This is a genomic window from Anaerobacillus sp. 1_MG-2023 (assembly GCF_030547345.1).
Lineage (GTDB): Bacteria > Bacillota > Bacilli > Bacillales > Guptibacillaceae > Guptibacillus > Guptibacillus hwajinpoensis_B.
Genome location: NZ_JAUORD010000002.1, coordinates 85,384 through 102,226, shown reverse-complemented (window position 1 = coordinate 102,226; position 16,843 = coordinate 85,384). Strand labels below are relative to the sequence as shown.

Sequence of the window (16,843 nt, the reverse complement as noted above, 5' to 3'; positions counted from 1 at the left end):
GAATACTGTTCCCACCTCTCTATATAAGATAAACTGATTGGGTGGAGAAATACTCCACATTTAGAAAGGAGATTATTAATTTGAACGTTTTTAAACAACTTTACTACAGCTTATTTTCCCCAAATATGATGGCCCGGTTCCGTTTTCAAAAGCTAGGTAAGCCAATATTGTACGTATTTTTCCTTATGTTCCTTTCTTCTGTGCCAGTTGGAATTATGACGGCTTTATCCTTTACAAACGCTTATGAGGATCTCAAAACACATATATCAGATTTACCAGAATTCACTTTAGAGGATGGATCTTTAACAAGTGAGCAGTCTGAACCGCTTATTCGACAAAATGATGGAAATACTTTTATTTTTGATGCGACAGACCAGACAAAGCCTGATGATGTTGATCAATATGATTCCGTTATCGCTTTCCTAAAAGATCGTATAATCGTTGTAGATAGCGGCGCTAGACAAGAGTTTAATTACAGTAACTTTAGTTCGATGACGTTCACGAAGCAAGATGTTAATGAGTTAAGTAATAACCTAGACAACTTGCTCCCTATCTTTATTCCGTTACTGATATTCGTTATCTATTTGTTTCAAACCGGCCTTAAGTTTATAGGAGTTACCGTACTAGCTACAATTGGACTACTATTGAGAAGTATTACCGGAAGAAAAGCTTCTTATAAACAACTTTGGGTCTTATCTGTTTATTCAGTAACAATTCCAACGCTCTTCTTTGCGATTATGGCCCTCATTAAAACAGCAGTCCCTTTAGGATTCCTACTCTATTGGATGGTGGCCATCATGCTACTTTATCTTACGATTAAAGAAATCCCGTTACCAAAAAAACGGGTAACGAACGAGCGAGCAAATGATCCAACAGAAGAAAAATTTTGATAATTTACTCAAATCCCTTGCTTTTCACTTTAAAGTGATGTAGATTATGAAAAAAGCGACACAATAAAATTCCATATATTTTCAATTCTTATCAAGAGAAGCAGAGGGACTGGCCCTATGAAGCTTCAGCAACCACCGGATAATTTCCGGTAAGGTGCTAACTCCAGCAAGTTGATTTCAACTTGGAAGATAAGAAGAAGAGCAACCAAAGTCTTCTTCTTATAGAGGGCTTTTTTTTATTGCCCTTATTCAATGAAAAGGAGATTGATTATGTCGAATAAACAGTTAGAAACACTACTTGTCCAATTAGGTAATCATTCAGATACTAAAACCGGTGCGGTAAATCCTCCAGTGTACTTCTCCACGTCGTATAGCCATGAAGGCATCGGTCAATCCACCGGATTCGATTATTCAAGAACCAAAAACCCGACACGATCCATTTTAGAATCCGCTATATCAGAACTCGAACATGGGGATCAGGGATTTGCTTTTAGTTCCGGAATGGCTGCGATTCAAGCAATCCTTGCCATATTCAAAAGCGGCGACCATATTCTCGTCTCAGATGATTTGTATGGTGGGACTTATCGATTATTTGCCCATGCTGAAAAACATTATGGTATCTCCTTCACATATTTTGATACACAAAGCAATGTACAACTTTCATCACTCCTAACTCACCGTACAAAAGCCATTTTTGTTGAGAATCCATCTAATCCATTAATGAAATTAACAGATCTTGAAAAAATTGCACGTATAGCAGAAAACAGGGACCTATTATTTATTGTAGACAATACTTTGTTCACCCCTCTTCTACAAAACCCACTACTGCTTGGGGCGGATATCGTCGTGCATAGTGCCACTAAGTATTTAGGCGGTCATAATGATATTCTCGCAGGGCTTGTGGTTGCAAAAGGTGAGAATATTTGCGCTGAAATCCAACAATACCAAAACGGTGCAGGCGCTGTGCTTTCTCCTTTTGATTCCTGGTTATTAATGAGAGGCATGAAAACCTTGCCACTCAGAATGAAGCAGCATGAAGAGAATGCCAGAAAGGTAACTGAATTTTTAACGAATCATGAAGCAATAACAGACGTTTTTTATCCAGATAAAGGTGGGATTCTTTCTTTCAGATTGCGGTCCGAAGAATGGGTAGATCTCTTTCTTAGAAAATTAACACTTGTCACATTTGCTGAAAGTCTTGGAGGGGTAGAAAGCTTTATCACATATCCTTCAACGCAAACTCATGCTGAAATACCAGAAGACATCAGACTTGAAAAAGGGGTGTGCAATCGACTGCTACGTTTCTCTGTTGGGATTGAAAACATTGATGACTTAATACAGGACCTGAATCAAGCATTGTCCATTTTTAAAGAGGAGGTTGTACAAATTGACAAATACTGATTATACATTTCAAACAAAACTTCTTCATAACGATCACAAATTTGATAAAGCTACGGGAGCTGTTAGCGTCCCTATCCAACAGGCTTCTACATTTCATCAGGTGGATTTTGACCAACCAGGAAAATACGATTACAGTCGTTCAGGCAACCCCACTCGCGAAGCGCTTGAAGAAACAATTGCCAATCTTGAAGGTGGGGTTAAGGGATTTGCGTTTGCTTCTGGGATGGCCGCTATCGCCACCTCTTTTATGCTTCTTTCACAAAACGATCACGTTCTTATATCTGAAGACGTCTACGGTGGGACGTATCGCATGATTCACGACGTTCTCGGTAGATTTGGAATTAAACATACTTTTGTAGACATGACAGATTTAAATGAAGTGGCGAGAGGTATTCAATCCAATACTAAAGTAATCTATATCGAAACGCCTTCTAATCCTTTGCTGAAGGTAACTGACATTCAAGCCGTTGTTAAATTAGCTAAAGCGAATAATTGTTTAACATTTGTCGATAACACCTTTATGACACCTGCTCTACAACGTCCGTTAGACTTCGGAGCCGATATCGTATTGCATAGTGCTACGAAATTCATTTCAGGACATAGCGATGTCGTCGCTGGTCTTGCTGCCGTAAAAAGTGAGGAATTAGCGGAACAGCTTGCATTCCTGCAAAACTCGTTTGGATCGATCTTAAGCGCTCACGATTCCTGGTTAGTTCTCCGTGGCTTAAAAACATTGCATTGTCGACTAGATCAATCGTCTAGATCTGCGTTTCGTCTTGCGCATGCTCTTACTAAAGAAAAGATGGTAGAAGAAGTCTTTTATCCAGGGCTTTCTTATCACCCTGGTCACTCCACTCATATTTATCAAGCCGCTGGTCCTGGTGCAGTTTTGTCCTTTCGGTTACCTGATGAAAATGCCGTGCGTCTATTCACAAAGCATGTTCAAATTCCTGTTTTCGCGGTAAGTCTTGGTGCCGTAGAATCAATTCTCTCCTATCCAGCTAGAATGTCACATGCTTCTATGCCTCCTATAGAACGCAGAAAACGAGGCATCACAGATGGATTATTGCGATTGTCTGTGGGACTTGAAAATCCTGATGATTTATTAAAAGATTTCAAAAATGGATTTGCAGCTATTAGAAAGCAATACTCCGCTTCTGAAGCGAGTGGTCAACTATGAGTTTCCTTAATAAATTAAAAAACAATATTCTAATCGGTGATGGCGCGATGGGAACACTTCTCTATTCATATGGGGTAGATCAATGTTTTGAAGAGTTAAATCTATCGCAACCAGAGCAAGTCTTAAACATACACCGCGCATATATAGAAGCAGGTTCAGACGTGATACAAACGAACACCTATGGAGCAAACTACAGTAAATTAGCGAGATATGGTCTTGAAGATCATGTAAAAGAAATGAACACTGAAGCTGTTAAATTAGCTCGACAAGCAGCAAACAAAGCGACTTATGTATTTGGAACTATCGGTGGCATACGAGGAATCAATACTCAAAAGACTTCTCTTGATGAAATTAAACGTAGCTTTAGAGAACAGTTATACTGTCTTCTACTGGAGGGTGTTGACGGGATCTTACTCGAAACTTATTACGATCTTGAAGAGATTTCATCAGTCCTTGCGATTGCTCGAAAACAAACGAACCTCCCCATAATAGCTCAAGTTTCTATGCATGAACCCGGGGTTTTACAAAACGGGACCTCCCTTCCATCTGCTCTTAAACATTTAGAAGAGTCTGGAGCAGATGTGACAGGTGTTAATTGTAGACTAGGGCCATATCACATGATTCAAGCTTTTGAAGAGGTCCCCCTTTCAACTAGTTATCTCTCTGCTTATCCAAATGCAAGTTTACCCGACTATGAGGAGGGACGATTGGTTTATCCCACTGCCCCTGATTATTTTAAACAAAGTGCTGAATCTCTCCACAAACAAGGTGTTCGATTAATTGGAGGATGTTGTGGTACAACACCCGAACATATCGCTGCTGCTTCAAAAGCTTTAAAGGGAACAAAACCTATTACTCATAAAAAAATAGAAGTAATAGCTAAAGAAATGACACAAACCGAAAACAACATAGAACGTTTGCCCCACTTGCATGAAATTGCTCAAAAGCAACGTTCTGTTATCGTAGAGCTTGATCCGCCTAAGAAACTAAATACAAAGAAGTATCTCCAGGGTACGAAGGCTTTACAAGAAGTCGGAGTAGATGCTATTACACTAGCCGATAATTCCCTTGCCTCACCTCGTATTTGCAATACAGCTATGGCATCAACTATTCAGTCACAATTTAATGTTCGCCCTCTCGTGCACATAGCTTGTAGAGACCGAAATATTATCGGATTACAATCGCATATAATGGGGCTTCATACACTGGGAATTAATCAAGTACTCGCTGTTACTGGAGACCCTACAAAAATAGGAGATTTTCCAGGTGCAACTTCTGTATATGACGTCTCATCTTTCGATCTTATACGGTTAATCAAACAATTCAACAGCGGGTTGTCTTACTCCGGTAAATCACTTGGGATGAAGACTTCCTTTTCGATCGCAGCAGCTTTTAACCCTAATGTTCGCCATCTTGACCGAGCTGTCGCAAGACTTGAGAAAAAACAACAGTATGGAGCGGATTATTTTATTAGTCAGCCTATCTATAGCGAAGAACAATTAATAGAAGTACATGAAGCTACAAAACATTTAACTTGCCCAATTTACATCGGAATCATGCCGTTAACAAGCTATCGAAATGCCGAATTCCTGCATAATGAAGTACCAGGAATAAAATTATCTGATTCAATACGTAAGCGAATGTCCACAGCCACCGATGCCAGTGAGTCACAAAATGAAGGACTCGCCATCGCAAAGTCCTTAATTGATACAGCATTCGATTTATTCAATGGCATTTATTTAATAACACCGTTCTTGCGCTACGAATTAACAGTAGAATTAACTCGTTACATTAAAGAAAAAACTCGTATTGAAGAAGAAAGGAAGATTCATAGTGGTCTACCCCTCATTTGAAGATCTACTTAAGAAGAGAATTCTTGTTCTTGATGGAGCCATGGGAACAATGATTCAACAGGCTAATCTTAAGCCCGCTGATTTTGGTGGTGAAGATTACGAAGGCTGTAACGAATACTTATCTTTAACAAGACCAGATCTTATCTCCTCAATTCATGATGATTACTTAGCTTGTGGTGCTGATATTATTGAAACGAACACTTTCGGAGCGACCGATCTCGTTCTCGACGAATATAATCTTGGCCATCTTGCTGAAAAGCTTAACTACACATCTGCCATTCTAGCAAAAGAAGCAGTTTCAAAAGTGACGACATTTGATAAGCCCCGTTTTGTAGCTGGTTCAATGGGGCCAACAACAAAAACATTATCTGTTACAGGTGGCACTACATTTGAAGCTCTATGCCGATCCTATCAATTACAAGCAAAAGGATTACTAGAAGGTGGCGTAGATCTCCTCCTTGTTGAAACAAGTCAGGATATGCTAAATGTTAAAGCTGCTTTTATTGGAATTTCAAAATCTTTTAAAGAAAGCAAACGTTCTGTTCCCCTTATCATTTCTGGTACTATCGAACCGATGGGAACAACTCTCGCAGGTCAAAGCATTGAAGCTTTTTATTTATCACTCGAACACATGAACCCAGCTGTTGTTGGTCTAAATTGTGCAACAGGACCAGAATTTATGAGAGATCACCTTCGCTCTCTATCAGACCTTGCCACAACTTCTGTGAGTTGCTATCCAAATGCGGGTCTTCCAGATGAAGAGGGGCAATATCATGAAACGCCAGAAAGTTTGGCATCAAAAATTAGAGGATTTGCGGAAAAAGGCTGGCTAAATGTAGTTGGCGGTTGTTGTGGAACGACACCTGCTCATATCAAAGCGATATCAGATTCTGTGAAAAATGTTCAGCCTAGAAAAGCACCTCACTCCCACCCGCACGCAATTTCAGGGATTGAGCCATTTATCTATGATGAAAATACAAGACCTGTTCTTGTCGGAGAGCGGACAAATGTGATTGGTTCGCGGAAATTCAAACGTCTTATAGCTGAGGAGAAATTTGAAGAGGCTTCTGAAATAGCTCGCTCACAAGTAAAAAAAGGAGCGCAGGTTATCGATATTTGCCTAGCAAATCCTGATAGTGACGAACTTGCAGATATTGAGAATTTCATGAAATATGTTGTAAATAAAGTAAAAACTCCTCTTATCATTGACTCAACAGATGACGCGGTGATTGAAAAAGCCCTTTCTTATTCACAAGGAAAAGCGATCATCAACTCAATTAACCTCGAGGATGGAGAAGAACGATTTGAAGCTGTCACTCCTCTTATTCATAAATATGGCGCCGCCGTTGTAGTTGGCACTATTGATGAGATAGGGATGGCGATAACAGCTGAACGTAAGCTTGAAGTTGCTAAACGCTCACATGAGCTACTCATTTCTAAATACGGTCTCAAATCTTCGGATATCATTTTTGATCCGCTTGTTTTTCCGATCGGAACAGGCGATGAACAATACATCGGCTCAGCTTCTGAAACAATTGAAGGGATAAAGCTTATTAAAGAAGCCCTCCCGGACTGTCAGACTATACTCGGAATTAGCAATGTATCATTCGGGCTTCCTCCTGTAGGGAGAGAAGTACTAAACGCTGCCTATTTATACCACTGTACAAAAGCAGGATTAGATTACGCAATTGTAAACACTGAGAAATTAGAACGATACGCTTCCATTTCTGATAAAGAAGTTCGGCTTGCAGATGAACTTCTTTTCGAAACAAACGACATGACTCTTGCTGATTTTACAGCTTATTATCGTGGTAAAAAGAAAGAAAGCAAAGTACAAACGTCGAACCTCACGCTTCAAGAACGACTTAGTTTATATGTAGTAGAAGGAACAAAAGAAGGTTTGCTGCAAGATTTAGAAAAAGCCCTTAATGAATACAGTTCTCCACTTCAAATTATCAATGGACCTCTAATGAATGGGATGGCAGAGGTGGGTAAATTATTTAATGATAACCAATTAATTGTTGCTGAGGTACTCCAAAGTGCAGAGGTGATGAAAGCTTCCGTCGCTTTCCTCGAACCTCACATGGAAAAAGAAGATGCCTCCCATACTAAAGGGAAAGTATTATTAGCAACCGTTAAAGGCGATGTTCATGATATTGGTAAGAACCTAGTTGAAATAATATTAAGTAATAATGGTTTTGAGGTGGTTGACCTTGGAATCAAGGTTACCCCTACCGATCTTATTCATCAGATTCAGGAGCAACAGCCAGATTTTGTTGGACTTTCAGGACTATTAGTGAAATCTGCCCAACAAATGGTTCTGACCGCTCAAGATATGAAGCAAGCTAAAATATCTATACCAATTATGGTAGGCGGTGCGGCTCTATCACGTAAATTTACCGATAATAAAATTTCAGCTGAGTACGATGGACCTGTTTTTTATGCAAAGGACGCAATGGAAGGACTATCGCTTTCCAATCGGCTAAGTAATGAAGAAGAAAAAAGAACTCTTATGGAAGAGCATTCTAAAAAAAGAGCTACTCAACCTGTCATAGAAAGGAAAACTAGCTCTAATAACAGAACGGCAGTTGCTGTTAAACCTGTTTCTAATGTAACGACTGATGTGCAGGTTTATCAGCCGTACGACCTTGAGCCACATATTTTAAGGAATCACTCTGTTGCACATATTGAGCCATATATAAATATGCAGATGTTAATTGGACATCACCTGGGTCTTAAAGGGAAGGTATCAAGACTATTAGAGGAAAAAAACGAGAAGGCTGTTCATTTAAAAGAAGTGGTTGATCAGCTGTTAACTCGAGCGAAAAAAGAAAATTGGATACAGCCCTCAGCGAAGTATCAGTTCTTCCCAGCACAGTCCAATGGGAATGAAGTGATCATTTACTCTCCACATGATCATCAAACAGTTATTGAACGGTTTTCATTTCCTCGTCAGCAAAAAGAACCTTTCTTATGTCTTGCTGACTACCTTCGTTCGGTATCAAGTGGTGAAATGGATTATGTTGGATTCTTTGCTGTTACAGCGGGAAGAGGAATTCGTGAACGTTCTCTAGAGTTAAAAAATAAAGGTGATTATCTGGAAAGTCATGCACTACAAGCATTAGCTCTAGAGACTGCTGAAGGTCTTGCTGAACACATTCATCAGTTGATGAGAGATAAATGGGGATTCCCAGATCCCACAGATTTCACTATGCAGAATCGATTTTCAGCAAAATATCAGGGACAACGCTTTTCTTTTGGATACCCTGCTTGCCCCGAACTCGAAGATCAAAACAAGTTATTTGCACTCATTCATCCCCAAGACATTGGGATTGAATTAACAGATGGATGTATGATGGAGCCCGAAGCCTCTGTCACTGCAATGGTTTTCGCTCACCCAGAAGGAAGATACTTTAACGTTTTATAAGAAACAAAAGGAGGAGCTAGGGCTCCTCCTTTTGTTTCTTATGGTAATTTTAAGATCGCTTCAAACGTATCATTGATGATCTTGAAATAGAAAAATAGTTTAAGCGAATCAATAGCATGTGATTAAAGAAATGTCTTATTCATAGCTTTTTCTAAAATGTCCTTCTTTTCACTTTCACACATGTGATTGTTCTTTATTTCCAGCCTTTTCTTATATAAACTCTCTACATACTGTCCATATGACTGGTCATATTGCAACGAAAGGTCATCTCGAATTTTCTTCGCGAGCAACGGACTTGCTCCACCTGTGACAACAGATATCACTAGTCTTCCTCGCCTCAACGTTGCAGGTAGAGACACGTTACCTCTGTCAGCCTGATGTGATGCATTAACTAGCTGATTATCTTCGGCATGTTTGACAACAAATTCATTCACATCATACAAATTGGTCGCCACAATAATTAAAAACGCATTATGTAGATCACACTCCCTAACTGCGCGTTCCATCAGGGTAATATTGTCAGAATCCACATATTTCTTAATGTCAATGTGAATATCAGGGCTTACTACTTTTAGATTCGCGCCGCAACCAAGTAGACCTTTGAGCTTCCTAAGTGCGATACGCCCCCCTCCAACAATGACAACTTTTTTTCCTACCAGGTTAAGGGTAACCGGATATTCCCTCATACCTTTACCTCCATCTCATATGCTTCTATTACTCTTTCTTTCAATACATCTTTCAAAAATTCATGGTAGCCAAGGTAATGACAAAGATAGAAATCTGGACCATCTCCATCTAACTTACTTATTTTATGTTCCATTTCTCTCATTAGAACACCTGTAAATAAAAGATAAGGAATGACAAAGATCTGACTATTAGTGCCGTTTTTAGCGTGTTTAATTCCTTCATCAAAGGTTGGAGTTGCAGCTGCAAGATAGCACACAGAGACCTTTTTAAATCTCATCTTTTCAAGGATTCGCCTTGCGATTCGATCTAAATCTCTTATTGTATCAGGATCACTACTTCCTCTCCCTACAAGTAGAGCACTTGCATCTTGTTGAATGGAAACTCCTGTCTCCCTTACTCTTTCTTCTATAATAGAGATCAACTTATCGTGAACTCCGAAAGGACATCCCATGTGAAAAGTTATGGATGGAAATTCTTTAGAAACGCGCTCTACTTCATTCGGAATGTCCTTCTTTACATGAGTTGCTGCAAGTAATAAGACGGGTACTACCACGATTTCTTTCGCACCTTGTTGTACACATGTTGATATACCTTGATAAATATCGGGCTTCGATAGCTCAAGAAAACATGTCTCTTGGATTGGATACCCAAGTTCTTTTTTACACTTCTCAACAAATTCAACCGCTTGATTTCTTCCTTCTTTCACGCGACTACCGTGACATATATATAGAATGGCTTTCACTATCCACCACCTCCTATAAGGCGCTAACGACCGACTTAGTGCTTTGTTCATCTCGTGACATTTTCTCAAACCAATTCAGTTTCGACCTTAAGTTGACCACTTCACCCACTATAATCATGCTTGGATTTTGCACTCCTGCTTTCTTTACATCTTCTGTTATTGTCTCAAGGGTACCCGTTACCGTTTGTTGGGTTTGTGTCGTTCCCCAGTGAACAAGCGCAACAGGAGTTTCTTTATTCCTTCCATATTTTCGAAGCATCGAACAAATATAAGTTAGATTTTTCACTCCCATATAAATGGCGAGTGTATCTATACCTTTAGCGAGACTCTCCCAACGTAATTCTTCTTCTTCGCCTTCTTTACGATGACCAGTTACAAATGCAAATGTTGAACTTAGTTCACGATGTGTTACTGGAATGCCTGCATACATAGGGGCAGCAATACCAGAAGTAATTCCTGGAACGATTTCAAAGGGAATTCCATGGTTTGAAAGGACCTCGGCTTCTTCACCACCTCGACCATAAACAAAAGGGTCTCCTCCTTTTAACCTTGTGACCACTTTCCCTTTAAGTGCATGCTTTACGAGAAAACGATTAATGGTTTCCTGCTTTAGTGTGTGGTAATCAGGTAGCTTACCGCAGTAAATTAACTCGACCCCTTCTTTTGCGTAATCGAGAAGGTCTTGATTGATTAAGCGATCATAGAGGATCACATCTGCCTGCTCAATACACTTTACGCCTTTCACTGTAATTAAGTCGATGTCTCCTGGCCCTGCACCAACTAGATAAACTTTCCCCATCTGATTTCCTCCTCCACGAGTTGATTTTATTCTTTAAAATCACTTAAGCTCAAAAGTTATTGATTTATAATCAACCCTTGCTTTACTAAATAGGACATCACTTTATTAGCACATTCTTCTCTGGAGTGGTTGTCCGTATCAATGGTGATTTCGGGATTGATCGGTACTTCGTAAGGAGATGATACGCCTGTGAAGTGAGGAATCTCGCCACTACGAGCTTTTTTGTATAATCCTTTAGGATCTCGACTCTCACACTCATTTATTGGACATTTCACATATACCTCAATAAATTCACCTTGTTGCAGAAGTTCACGTACTACTTGTCTATCACTATGGAACGGGGAAATAAATGCAGTGATTGCGAATTGACCGCTATCAACTAGTAGTTTAGACACCTCCCCAATACGTCTAATATTTTCCTTGCGATCTTCTTCTCGAAAACCAAGATCCTTATTTAAACCCTGACGGATATTATCACCGTCTAGAACATAGCTTTGGACGTTTAATTCATGAAGCTTCCTTGAAACATCATTTGCCAGTGTTGATTTCCCGGAACCAGACAAACCTGTAAAGAAGAGTACTGCACTTTTATGCTGATTTCTCTGCTGCCTCATTTCTTTTGTTACCACTGTATCGTGCCAGGTTAAATTATTGTTCACTGTCATCTCAAATCTCCCCCTTATGCGTTCACTGTCTTCTCACTCATTCCTTTAATTAGTACCTCCACAACCTCAGGACGACTAAATGTTGCCGGAGGCTGCTCCCCATTTCGTAAAAGGGCACGTACTTTAGTACCTGATAAAATGACGTGATGCTCATTCCCATGCGGGCACGTTTTGGCCGAAGCCATGCTATCGCACTTCTCACAGTAGAAACTGTGTTCAAAGAAGAGTGGTGTAATTCCTAATTCCTCGCTTGTAAATTGACTAAAGATTCTCTGGGCATCATAAGTGCCATAGTAATCACCTACTCCGGCATGATCTCTCCCCACAATAAAATGTGTGCATCCAAAGTTTTTTCGAACAAGCGCATGAAAGATTGCCTCTCTTGGCCCTGCATACCGCATAGCAGCAGGGAAGACACCAAGATGCACACGATCTTCAGGGTAATAGTTCTTAAGTAGAACTTCATAGCTTTCCATTCGAATTTCTGCTGGTATATCATCTGATTTGGTTTCACCTACAAGAGGATTCAAGAACAAGCCATCCACTGTTTCAAGTGCGGTCTTTTGAATATACTCATGCGCTCGATGAACTGGATTTCTTGTTTGAAATCCTACAACTTTCTTCCAGCCCTGACGTTCAAAATAATCTCTTGTTTCAGATGGATCATAATGATAGCGGTCAAACTTGCCTTTTTCGGTTCTTTTAATAAGTGTAATTGGTCCACCAATGTAAACATCTGGTCTATCGTAAAATTTTTTCACTCCTGGATGTTCACTGTCCTCTGTTAAATACACGTGGCGCGCCTCCACTCCCTTATCAGGAGTATATTTGGATTCCACTTCTATTGTGCCGTACACAGTCCCATTATTAGTTAACTTCACTTTATCACCAATTACGATCTCAGCAGCTCGTTCGTGCGTAACTGGCAACGTAATAGGAATGCTCCATGGCAACCCGCTTTCTAATTTGAGGTGATGAACGACTGACGTATACTCATTTTCATTAAGAAAACCAGTTAACGGACTATACGCTCCAGTTCCGATTAATTCCAGATCACTTAACGCAGTAGTGTCTAGCTCAATTTCTTGAATAATCCCATCAATTTCAGTATTAGGTTTGTAACGGTTAATCAATGTTCCTCCATGCGCGTTAATTGTTGCCATCTTAATCCCTCCAAATTGAATTTATTATAAGCTTCCTTCGTCTTGTAATGTCCCCTTTTGAGAGCGAATCGATCGAATTAAACTTCCTGACCCAAGCGTCGCTAGAATAACGCTGCCAATTGCAATTAATGTATATAAATCACTTTCTAAAAAAAGTTTGATCATACTATAAGAAATAACTAAAGAAAAAACCGGTGAAACTGCCCAAACTTTAATCATTCGCGTAATGACATCTTTCTGCCAAAGCTGAAATCCATCTTTAGCCGTTCCAATACCAATGATCGATGAGGTGGTAATCTGGGTAAGCGGCACCGGAATCCCAAATAAGGAAGCTCCAATCACAAGTCCAGCGCTCGTACCTGATATAGCACAACCTTCACCAAGTGAAAACTTTGTGATGCGATAACCATTCGTTTCAATAACACGTTTACCAAATACTAAAGCACCTAAAGCAACAAAAGCTCCCCCAAGAAATGCCCCGTGAGAAAGGGATAAAACACCCGCTCCAACTAGCGGTCCAATCGCATTTGCGACGTTATTCATTCCTGCTGAAAAAGCTTCTAGAAAACCGGCTACAATTAAAAAAATGGTGAGTGGCTTTTGCCAATTTGAAGTAAGTTTGATTCTTTGTTTTAAAAGACCTAAAAATTTCCCCACACTGAGAGCTGTAGCAAAAGCAATAACTGGTATAACGATCCACAACAACATAATGAACATCACATTCTGAAAGTACAAAGCACGGTAAGCAATACCAACTCCTACCACTGCGCCCACAGTAACTTCACTTGTTGATAATGGAATCCCCATCATATTTGCTAGAAAGAGCGCTGTTGTAGCTGAAATGAAAATAATCAAGATAACCTTTAGACTGAGTACGGAAGTAGGTATAATGCCACTCCCCATTGTTTTAATAACATTACCTCCACCTAATGTGGCACCACCAACAATCCCAATCGCACAAACACTCAGTGCTACACTTCTTCTTTTAATCGCTCCAGCCCCGTAAGCCACTCCCATCGATGCCGCAGCTCCACTAGCGCCAATATTCATAGCAAAAAAGAGAGCCACCGTAATAACTAAGGTTGTCATGACCGTCACCGATTTGGTGCTGAATCAAGATGCAAGCCGCATTCCGTTTTTTCCTGATTTGCCCATCTCCCAGCTCTAGAATCACTACCTTCCAATACGCTTTCAGTGCATACCGCACATCCTATACTTGGGTAGCCTTTATTATGCAGGGGATTGTATGGTAAATCCTTTTCGTACACGTACCTCCAAACATCTTTCCATGTCCAATGAATAAGTGGACAAACCTTAATCGCCTGAAACTTATCATCTCTATTGAAATAATTTGTCTTTTGTCTGAGTGGCGACTGCTCTCTCCTTAACCCTGAGATCCAGGCACTTACATGATCTAATTCTTCATGCAATGGTATGATCTTTCTCAAATTGCAGCACTGTCCCGGGTCTCGCTCCCATAGAGCATCTCCTTTACTTAATGCCTGTTCCTCGACCGACTCCTTTGGTTGCTTTAACTTAATATTTAGAGATGGATATTTGGCTTTTACTTTATTAATTAGCTCATAAGTCTCATCAAAATGGAGACCTGTATCCAGAAAAACAATTTTCGCGTTCTGGTTTATTCGGGAAATCAAATCAATTAGAACGACACCCTCAACACCGAAACTACAAGCATATACAATATCATCTTGGTAAATTTGATACGCCCGCTTCAGAACTTCAAGAGCCCCTTTCGTTTCTGATTCAACGTTGAATTCAGGTTCCTTACCCGACCAATTATCATAGAACCAATTCATTTCTAACCCTCCCAATTCCGATCAAGGAAATATATTTTATAGTTTAAAAAAAGAGGCGATTCTAACCTTTAGGGTTAGAATCGCCTCTAGTTTCTCTAGTCAGCGCCAATATTAAAGTCGTTCTTTTTCTTTTCTTTCAAGTTGAACAACTTTCCCATCTTGAACAACAAGCGTAATTGATCCAAATTTCAACGAACTTAGCATTCGTTCTATGCGTACAGCAACGTCTGAAAAATTCTGGTCTTTCGTTCCCATCATGCAACCTCCCTTTGTCGTAATAATCATGAGGAGAAGCTTATAAATGAAAAAAGCCTTCCCAAATTGGAAAGACAGATCAGGTTACCTTAATTCACCTTATCTTCCAAAATGGACTCCATTTTGCTGGAAGTAGCACCTTGCCAATCAGGCAGGTTGCTGGACGTCAACGGGCCAGTCCCTCGGTCTCTCTTGATAAGTTATTTTCTAAATCTTAACTATTATCTAACAACATGTCAACCCTAGTTTAGAGATCGGGATAAAGGGATTAGAAAAGAATATGAAAAAATCCCCGAATCTATGACTCGGGGACCATTTTAAATTGGATGACGTTTACTTTCTTCTTTTTTCTCTTCTATTAAGATACGCGTACCATCTACAGACGTAATAACTACTGCCGTATCCTTATCGATCCAACTTCCAACAGAAATGGCGCTATACTTTTTCTCATTGACTTGTATTGTTCCACTTGGTCGAAATGGAGTAATTGTCATAGCCGATTCTCCAACTAAACTCTTATACTCAGAGTTCATGGAATTATACCCCATTTCACTGCTTAACCGATCCTTTAACGTCATTTTCGTCCACATAGAGCGTGCGGGGAAAACACGCAAAAACAGGAATGAAGCAGCTGTACCAATTAAAAAACCACTTGAAACGAGAAGTCCATAAAGGAAAGTTGGAGAAGGAATGGCTACGGCTGTAACCATCATTATTAATCCAATCAAACCAAATGTACCATCGTTGAGTAATTTCCCATCAAGAATAACTAAGCCTAAACCAACAGCAAACACAAGTCCCATCCAGAGAATTGATGATAAAGAAGTAAGATGGAAACTAAAATAAAATGTGAGCAATAGTATTCCGATCAATCCAAAAATACCTTTTACACGAACAAGTAACTCAGCAAACAAGAATAGCACGCTAAGTAAGACGATAAGAAAGCCAACTGCTGGCAAAGATAGAATTTCCATCCTCGCTCCCTCCTTTTCCTTCTTCTCTTATACGTTCAAAAGGGAAGAAAGTTTCAGTCACTTGTCACTTTACGATTGAAATACCCCTTTTATTCCATCAATAATCGCAATAAAGAAATCAATAATTTTTTGAATAAATGACTGTGTCTCGTCTTTATTTAAAAAATCGTCTAGATTTTCTCTCGCGTTCTGCAACTGACTTTTCATTTGATCCCAATCAATATCAAGATTTTTCATTCGATTAAACAGTTCAACAAGACCATCCAACTCATCTTGAGTCAATTCAATACCTGAATCGTTAGCAATTTGCTTGATAACTGTTCTTAAGTCATCTTCCGTCTCGGGTGGGTTTGTAGCAATTTCATCCTTAATCTTAGTCATTAGCTCCGTTGCTTTATCTGCGCCAATACTATCGCTCAATTTTGCAGTAGTGACGAGCTCTTCATTTGCTACTTGTTTTTGCTCCTCAGGTATCACTTCATCTGTGCTTAATTCATAAGCTTTGATTAAACCAGTTAATGCGGCCGTACCTGAAACCTCCATTGGTGCTGTCACATAAACATCAGCATCTTTTACTCCAGCTGTTATTAAAGCATTTGCGTACATTTCATCTGTTACCCAATTAATATTTTTTGTGTCAACGCTTAAACCAGCATCTTTTTCACCAATGGTTATGGAAGAAGAAGATAAGGCGCGTGTACCGATTAGCGCTTTACTTATATAATTCCCAAGATATTTATGCTCTTCTTCATTTGATACCGTTACCGTCATTGCATTTTCCGGAGCTTCCATTTCATCAACTAGCTTCTGTTTTTGCTCTTCAGATAGATCTTCACCAAGTGTAACGATAACATCTCCGACGCTCGCATCCGCTTGTGCCACCATAGGAATAATAGACATCATTAACACCATCGACAATAAAAACGGCAATCCTTTTTTAAGCATGTTTTTGGTCTCCTTTTAACGTGAGGCTCTAATGAAGAGTAACTC

Annotated in this window: 15 protein-coding genes and 2 riboswitches; of the genes, 5 read left to right on the top strand and 10 right to left on the bottom strand. The window is 39.7% G+C overall.

The features are described 5' to 3' along the window. The first annotated feature begins 80 nt into the window (after window positions 1-80). From Q4550_RS04250 to metH, 5 genes are all read left to right on the top strand, one after another. On the top strand, window positions 81-890 hold the full coding sequence (locus tag Q4550_RS04250; protein WP_303530603.1) for a DUF1189 domain-containing protein: 810 nt from the start codon (window positions 81-83) through the stop codon (window positions 888-890). An 85-nt stretch (window positions 891-975) separates the two neighbouring features. Beyond that, window positions 976-1,086, top strand: a riboswitch (SAM riboswitch). Window positions 1,087-1,160: 74 nt separating this feature from the next. Beyond that, complete coding sequence (locus tag Q4550_RS04245; RefSeq protein WP_303530601.1) at window positions 1,161-2,291, top strand: methionine biosynthesis PLP-dependent protein; 1,131 nt, start codon at window positions 1,161-1,163, stop codon at window positions 2,289-2,291. Next, window positions 2,278-3,471, top strand: a complete 1,194-nt coding sequence (gene metC / locus Q4550_RS04240; protein WP_303530599.1) for a cystathionine beta-lyase — start codon at window positions 2,278-2,280, stop codon at window positions 3,469-3,471. Before Q4550_RS04245 ends, metC begins: the two co-directional genes overlap by 14 nt. Beyond that, window positions 3,468-5,324 carry a bifunctional homocysteine S-methyltransferase/methylenetetrahydrofolate reductase gene (locus tag Q4550_RS04235; protein WP_303530597.1) on the top strand — a complete coding sequence of 619 codons (1,857 nt, stop codon included), beginning with the start codon at window positions 3,468-3,470 and terminating at the stop codon, window positions 5,322-5,324. The genes metC and Q4550_RS04235 overlap by 4 nt, the downstream gene beginning before the upstream one ends. 40 nt (window positions 5,325-5,364) lie before the next feature. Next, window positions 5,365-8,751, top strand: a complete 3,387-nt coding sequence (gene metH / locus Q4550_RS04230) for a methionine synthase (protein WP_371018280.1) — start codon at window positions 5,365-5,367, stop codon at window positions 8,749-8,751. A gap of 122 nt (window positions 8,752-8,873) precedes the next feature. Here metH and Q4550_RS04225 read toward each other — a convergent pair whose 3' ends face one another. From Q4550_RS04225 to Q4550_RS04180, 10 genes are all read right to left on the bottom strand, one after another. Further along, on the bottom strand, window positions 8,874-9,437 hold the full coding sequence (locus tag Q4550_RS04225; protein ID WP_303530595.1) for an NAD(P)-dependent oxidoreductase: 564 nt from the start codon (window positions 9,435-9,437) through the stop codon (window positions 8,874-8,876). After that, entirely contained in the window at window positions 9,434-10,180 is a 747-nt protein-coding gene (locus tag Q4550_RS04220) for a sirohydrochlorin chelatase (RefSeq protein WP_303530594.1), read from the bottom strand. The genes Q4550_RS04225 and Q4550_RS04220 overlap by 4 nt, the downstream gene beginning before the upstream one ends. 13 nt (window positions 10,181-10,193) lie before the next feature. Continuing rightward, the gene (gene cobA, locus Q4550_RS04215; RefSeq protein ID WP_303530593.1) at window positions 10,194-10,979 is read right to left on the bottom strand and encodes a uroporphyrinogen-III C-methyltransferase; all 786 of its coding nucleotides are present in this window, start codon (window positions 10,977-10,979) and stop codon (window positions 10,194-10,196) included. A 56-nt stretch (window positions 10,980-11,035) separates the two neighbouring features. Next, a complete protein-coding gene (gene cysC / locus Q4550_RS04210) occupies window positions 11,036-11,644 on the bottom strand; it encodes an adenylyl-sulfate kinase (protein WP_306558356.1) in 609 nt (202 codons plus the stop codon). A 14-nt stretch (window positions 11,645-11,658) separates the two neighbouring features. Continuing rightward, on the bottom strand, window positions 11,659-12,807 hold the full coding sequence (gene sat, locus Q4550_RS04205; RefSeq protein ID WP_303530592.1) for a sulfate adenylyltransferase: 1,149 nt from the start codon (window positions 12,805-12,807) through the stop codon (window positions 11,659-11,661). A 24-nt stretch (window positions 12,808-12,831) separates the two neighbouring features. Beyond that, entirely contained in the window at window positions 12,832-13,896 is a 1,065-nt protein-coding gene (locus Q4550_RS04200) for a sulfate permease (RefSeq protein WP_303530590.1), read from the bottom strand. 5 nt (window positions 13,897-13,901) lie between these two features. After that, window positions 13,902-14,624, bottom strand: coding sequence for a phosphoadenylyl-sulfate reductase (locus Q4550_RS04195; protein WP_303530588.1), 723 nt, complete (start codon window positions 14,622-14,624; stop codon window positions 13,902-13,904). Window positions 14,625-14,735: 111 nt separating this feature from the next. Then, entirely contained in the window at window positions 14,736-14,879 is a 144-nt protein-coding gene (locus Q4550_RS04190; protein ID WP_194222197.1) for a YezD family protein, read from the bottom strand. A 96-nt stretch (window positions 14,880-14,975) separates the two neighbouring features. After that, a riboswitch (SAM riboswitch) is annotated at window positions 14,976-15,081 on the bottom strand. 115 nt (window positions 15,082-15,196) lie between these two features. Next, window positions 15,197-15,853 (bottom strand): NfeD family protein, encoded by a 657-nt coding sequence (locus tag Q4550_RS04185; protein ID WP_303530586.1) that lies wholly within the window; start codon window positions 15,851-15,853, stop codon window positions 15,197-15,199. A 69-nt stretch (window positions 15,854-15,922) separates the two neighbouring features. Next, window positions 15,923-16,798 carry a DUF1002 domain-containing protein gene (locus Q4550_RS04180; RefSeq protein WP_303530584.1) on the bottom strand — a complete coding sequence of 292 codons (876 nt, stop codon included), beginning with the start codon at window positions 16,796-16,798 and terminating at the stop codon, window positions 15,923-15,925. Window positions 16,799-16,843 lie beyond the last annotated feature (45 nt).

Bases quoted from the DNA above. Each gene is read 5' to 3' on its own strand.
- Q4550_RS04245 (WP_303530601.1), top strand. From the start codon at position 1,161: ATGTCGAATAAACAGTTAGAAACACTACTTGTCCAATTAGGTAATCAT.
- Q4550_RS04235 (WP_303530597.1), top strand. From the start codon at position 3,468: ATGAGTTTCCTTAATAAATTAAAAAACAATATTCTAATCGGTGATGGC.
- metH (WP_371018280.1), top strand. From the start codon at position 5,365: ATGGGAACAATGATTCAACAGGCTAATCTTAAGCCCGCTGATTTTGGT.
- Q4550_RS04225 (WP_303530595.1), bottom strand. From the start codon at position 9,437: ATGAGGGAATATCCGGTTACCCTTAACCTGGTAGGAAAAAAAGTTGTC.
- cobA (WP_303530593.1), bottom strand. From the start codon at position 10,979: ATGGGGAAAGTTTATCTAGTTGGTGCAGGGCCAGGAGACATCGACTTA.
- cysC (WP_306558356.1), bottom strand. From the start codon at position 11,644: ATGACAGTGAACAATAATTTAACCTGGCACGATACAGTGGTAACAAAA.
- sat (WP_303530592.1), bottom strand. From the start codon at position 12,807: ATGGCAACAATTAACGCGCATGGAGGAACATTGATTAACCGTTACAAA.
- Q4550_RS04200 (WP_303530590.1), bottom strand. From the start codon at position 13,896: ATGACAACCTTAGTTATTACGGTGGCTCTCTTTTTTGCTATGAATATT.
- Q4550_RS04195 (WP_303530588.1), bottom strand. From the start codon at position 14,624: ATGAATTGGTTCTATGATAATTGGTCGGGTAAGGAACCTGAATTCAAC.
- Q4550_RS04190 (WP_194222197.1), bottom strand. From the start codon at position 14,879: ATGGGAACGAAAGACCAGAATTTTTCAGACGTTGCTGTACGCATAGAA.
- Q4550_RS04185 (WP_303530586.1), bottom strand. From the start codon at position 15,853: ATGGAAATTCTATCTTTGCCAGCAGTTGGCTTTCTTATCGTCTTACTT.
- Q4550_RS04180 (WP_303530584.1), bottom strand. From the start codon at position 16,798: ATGCTTAAAAAAGGATTGCCGTTTTTATTGTCGATGGTGTTAATGATG.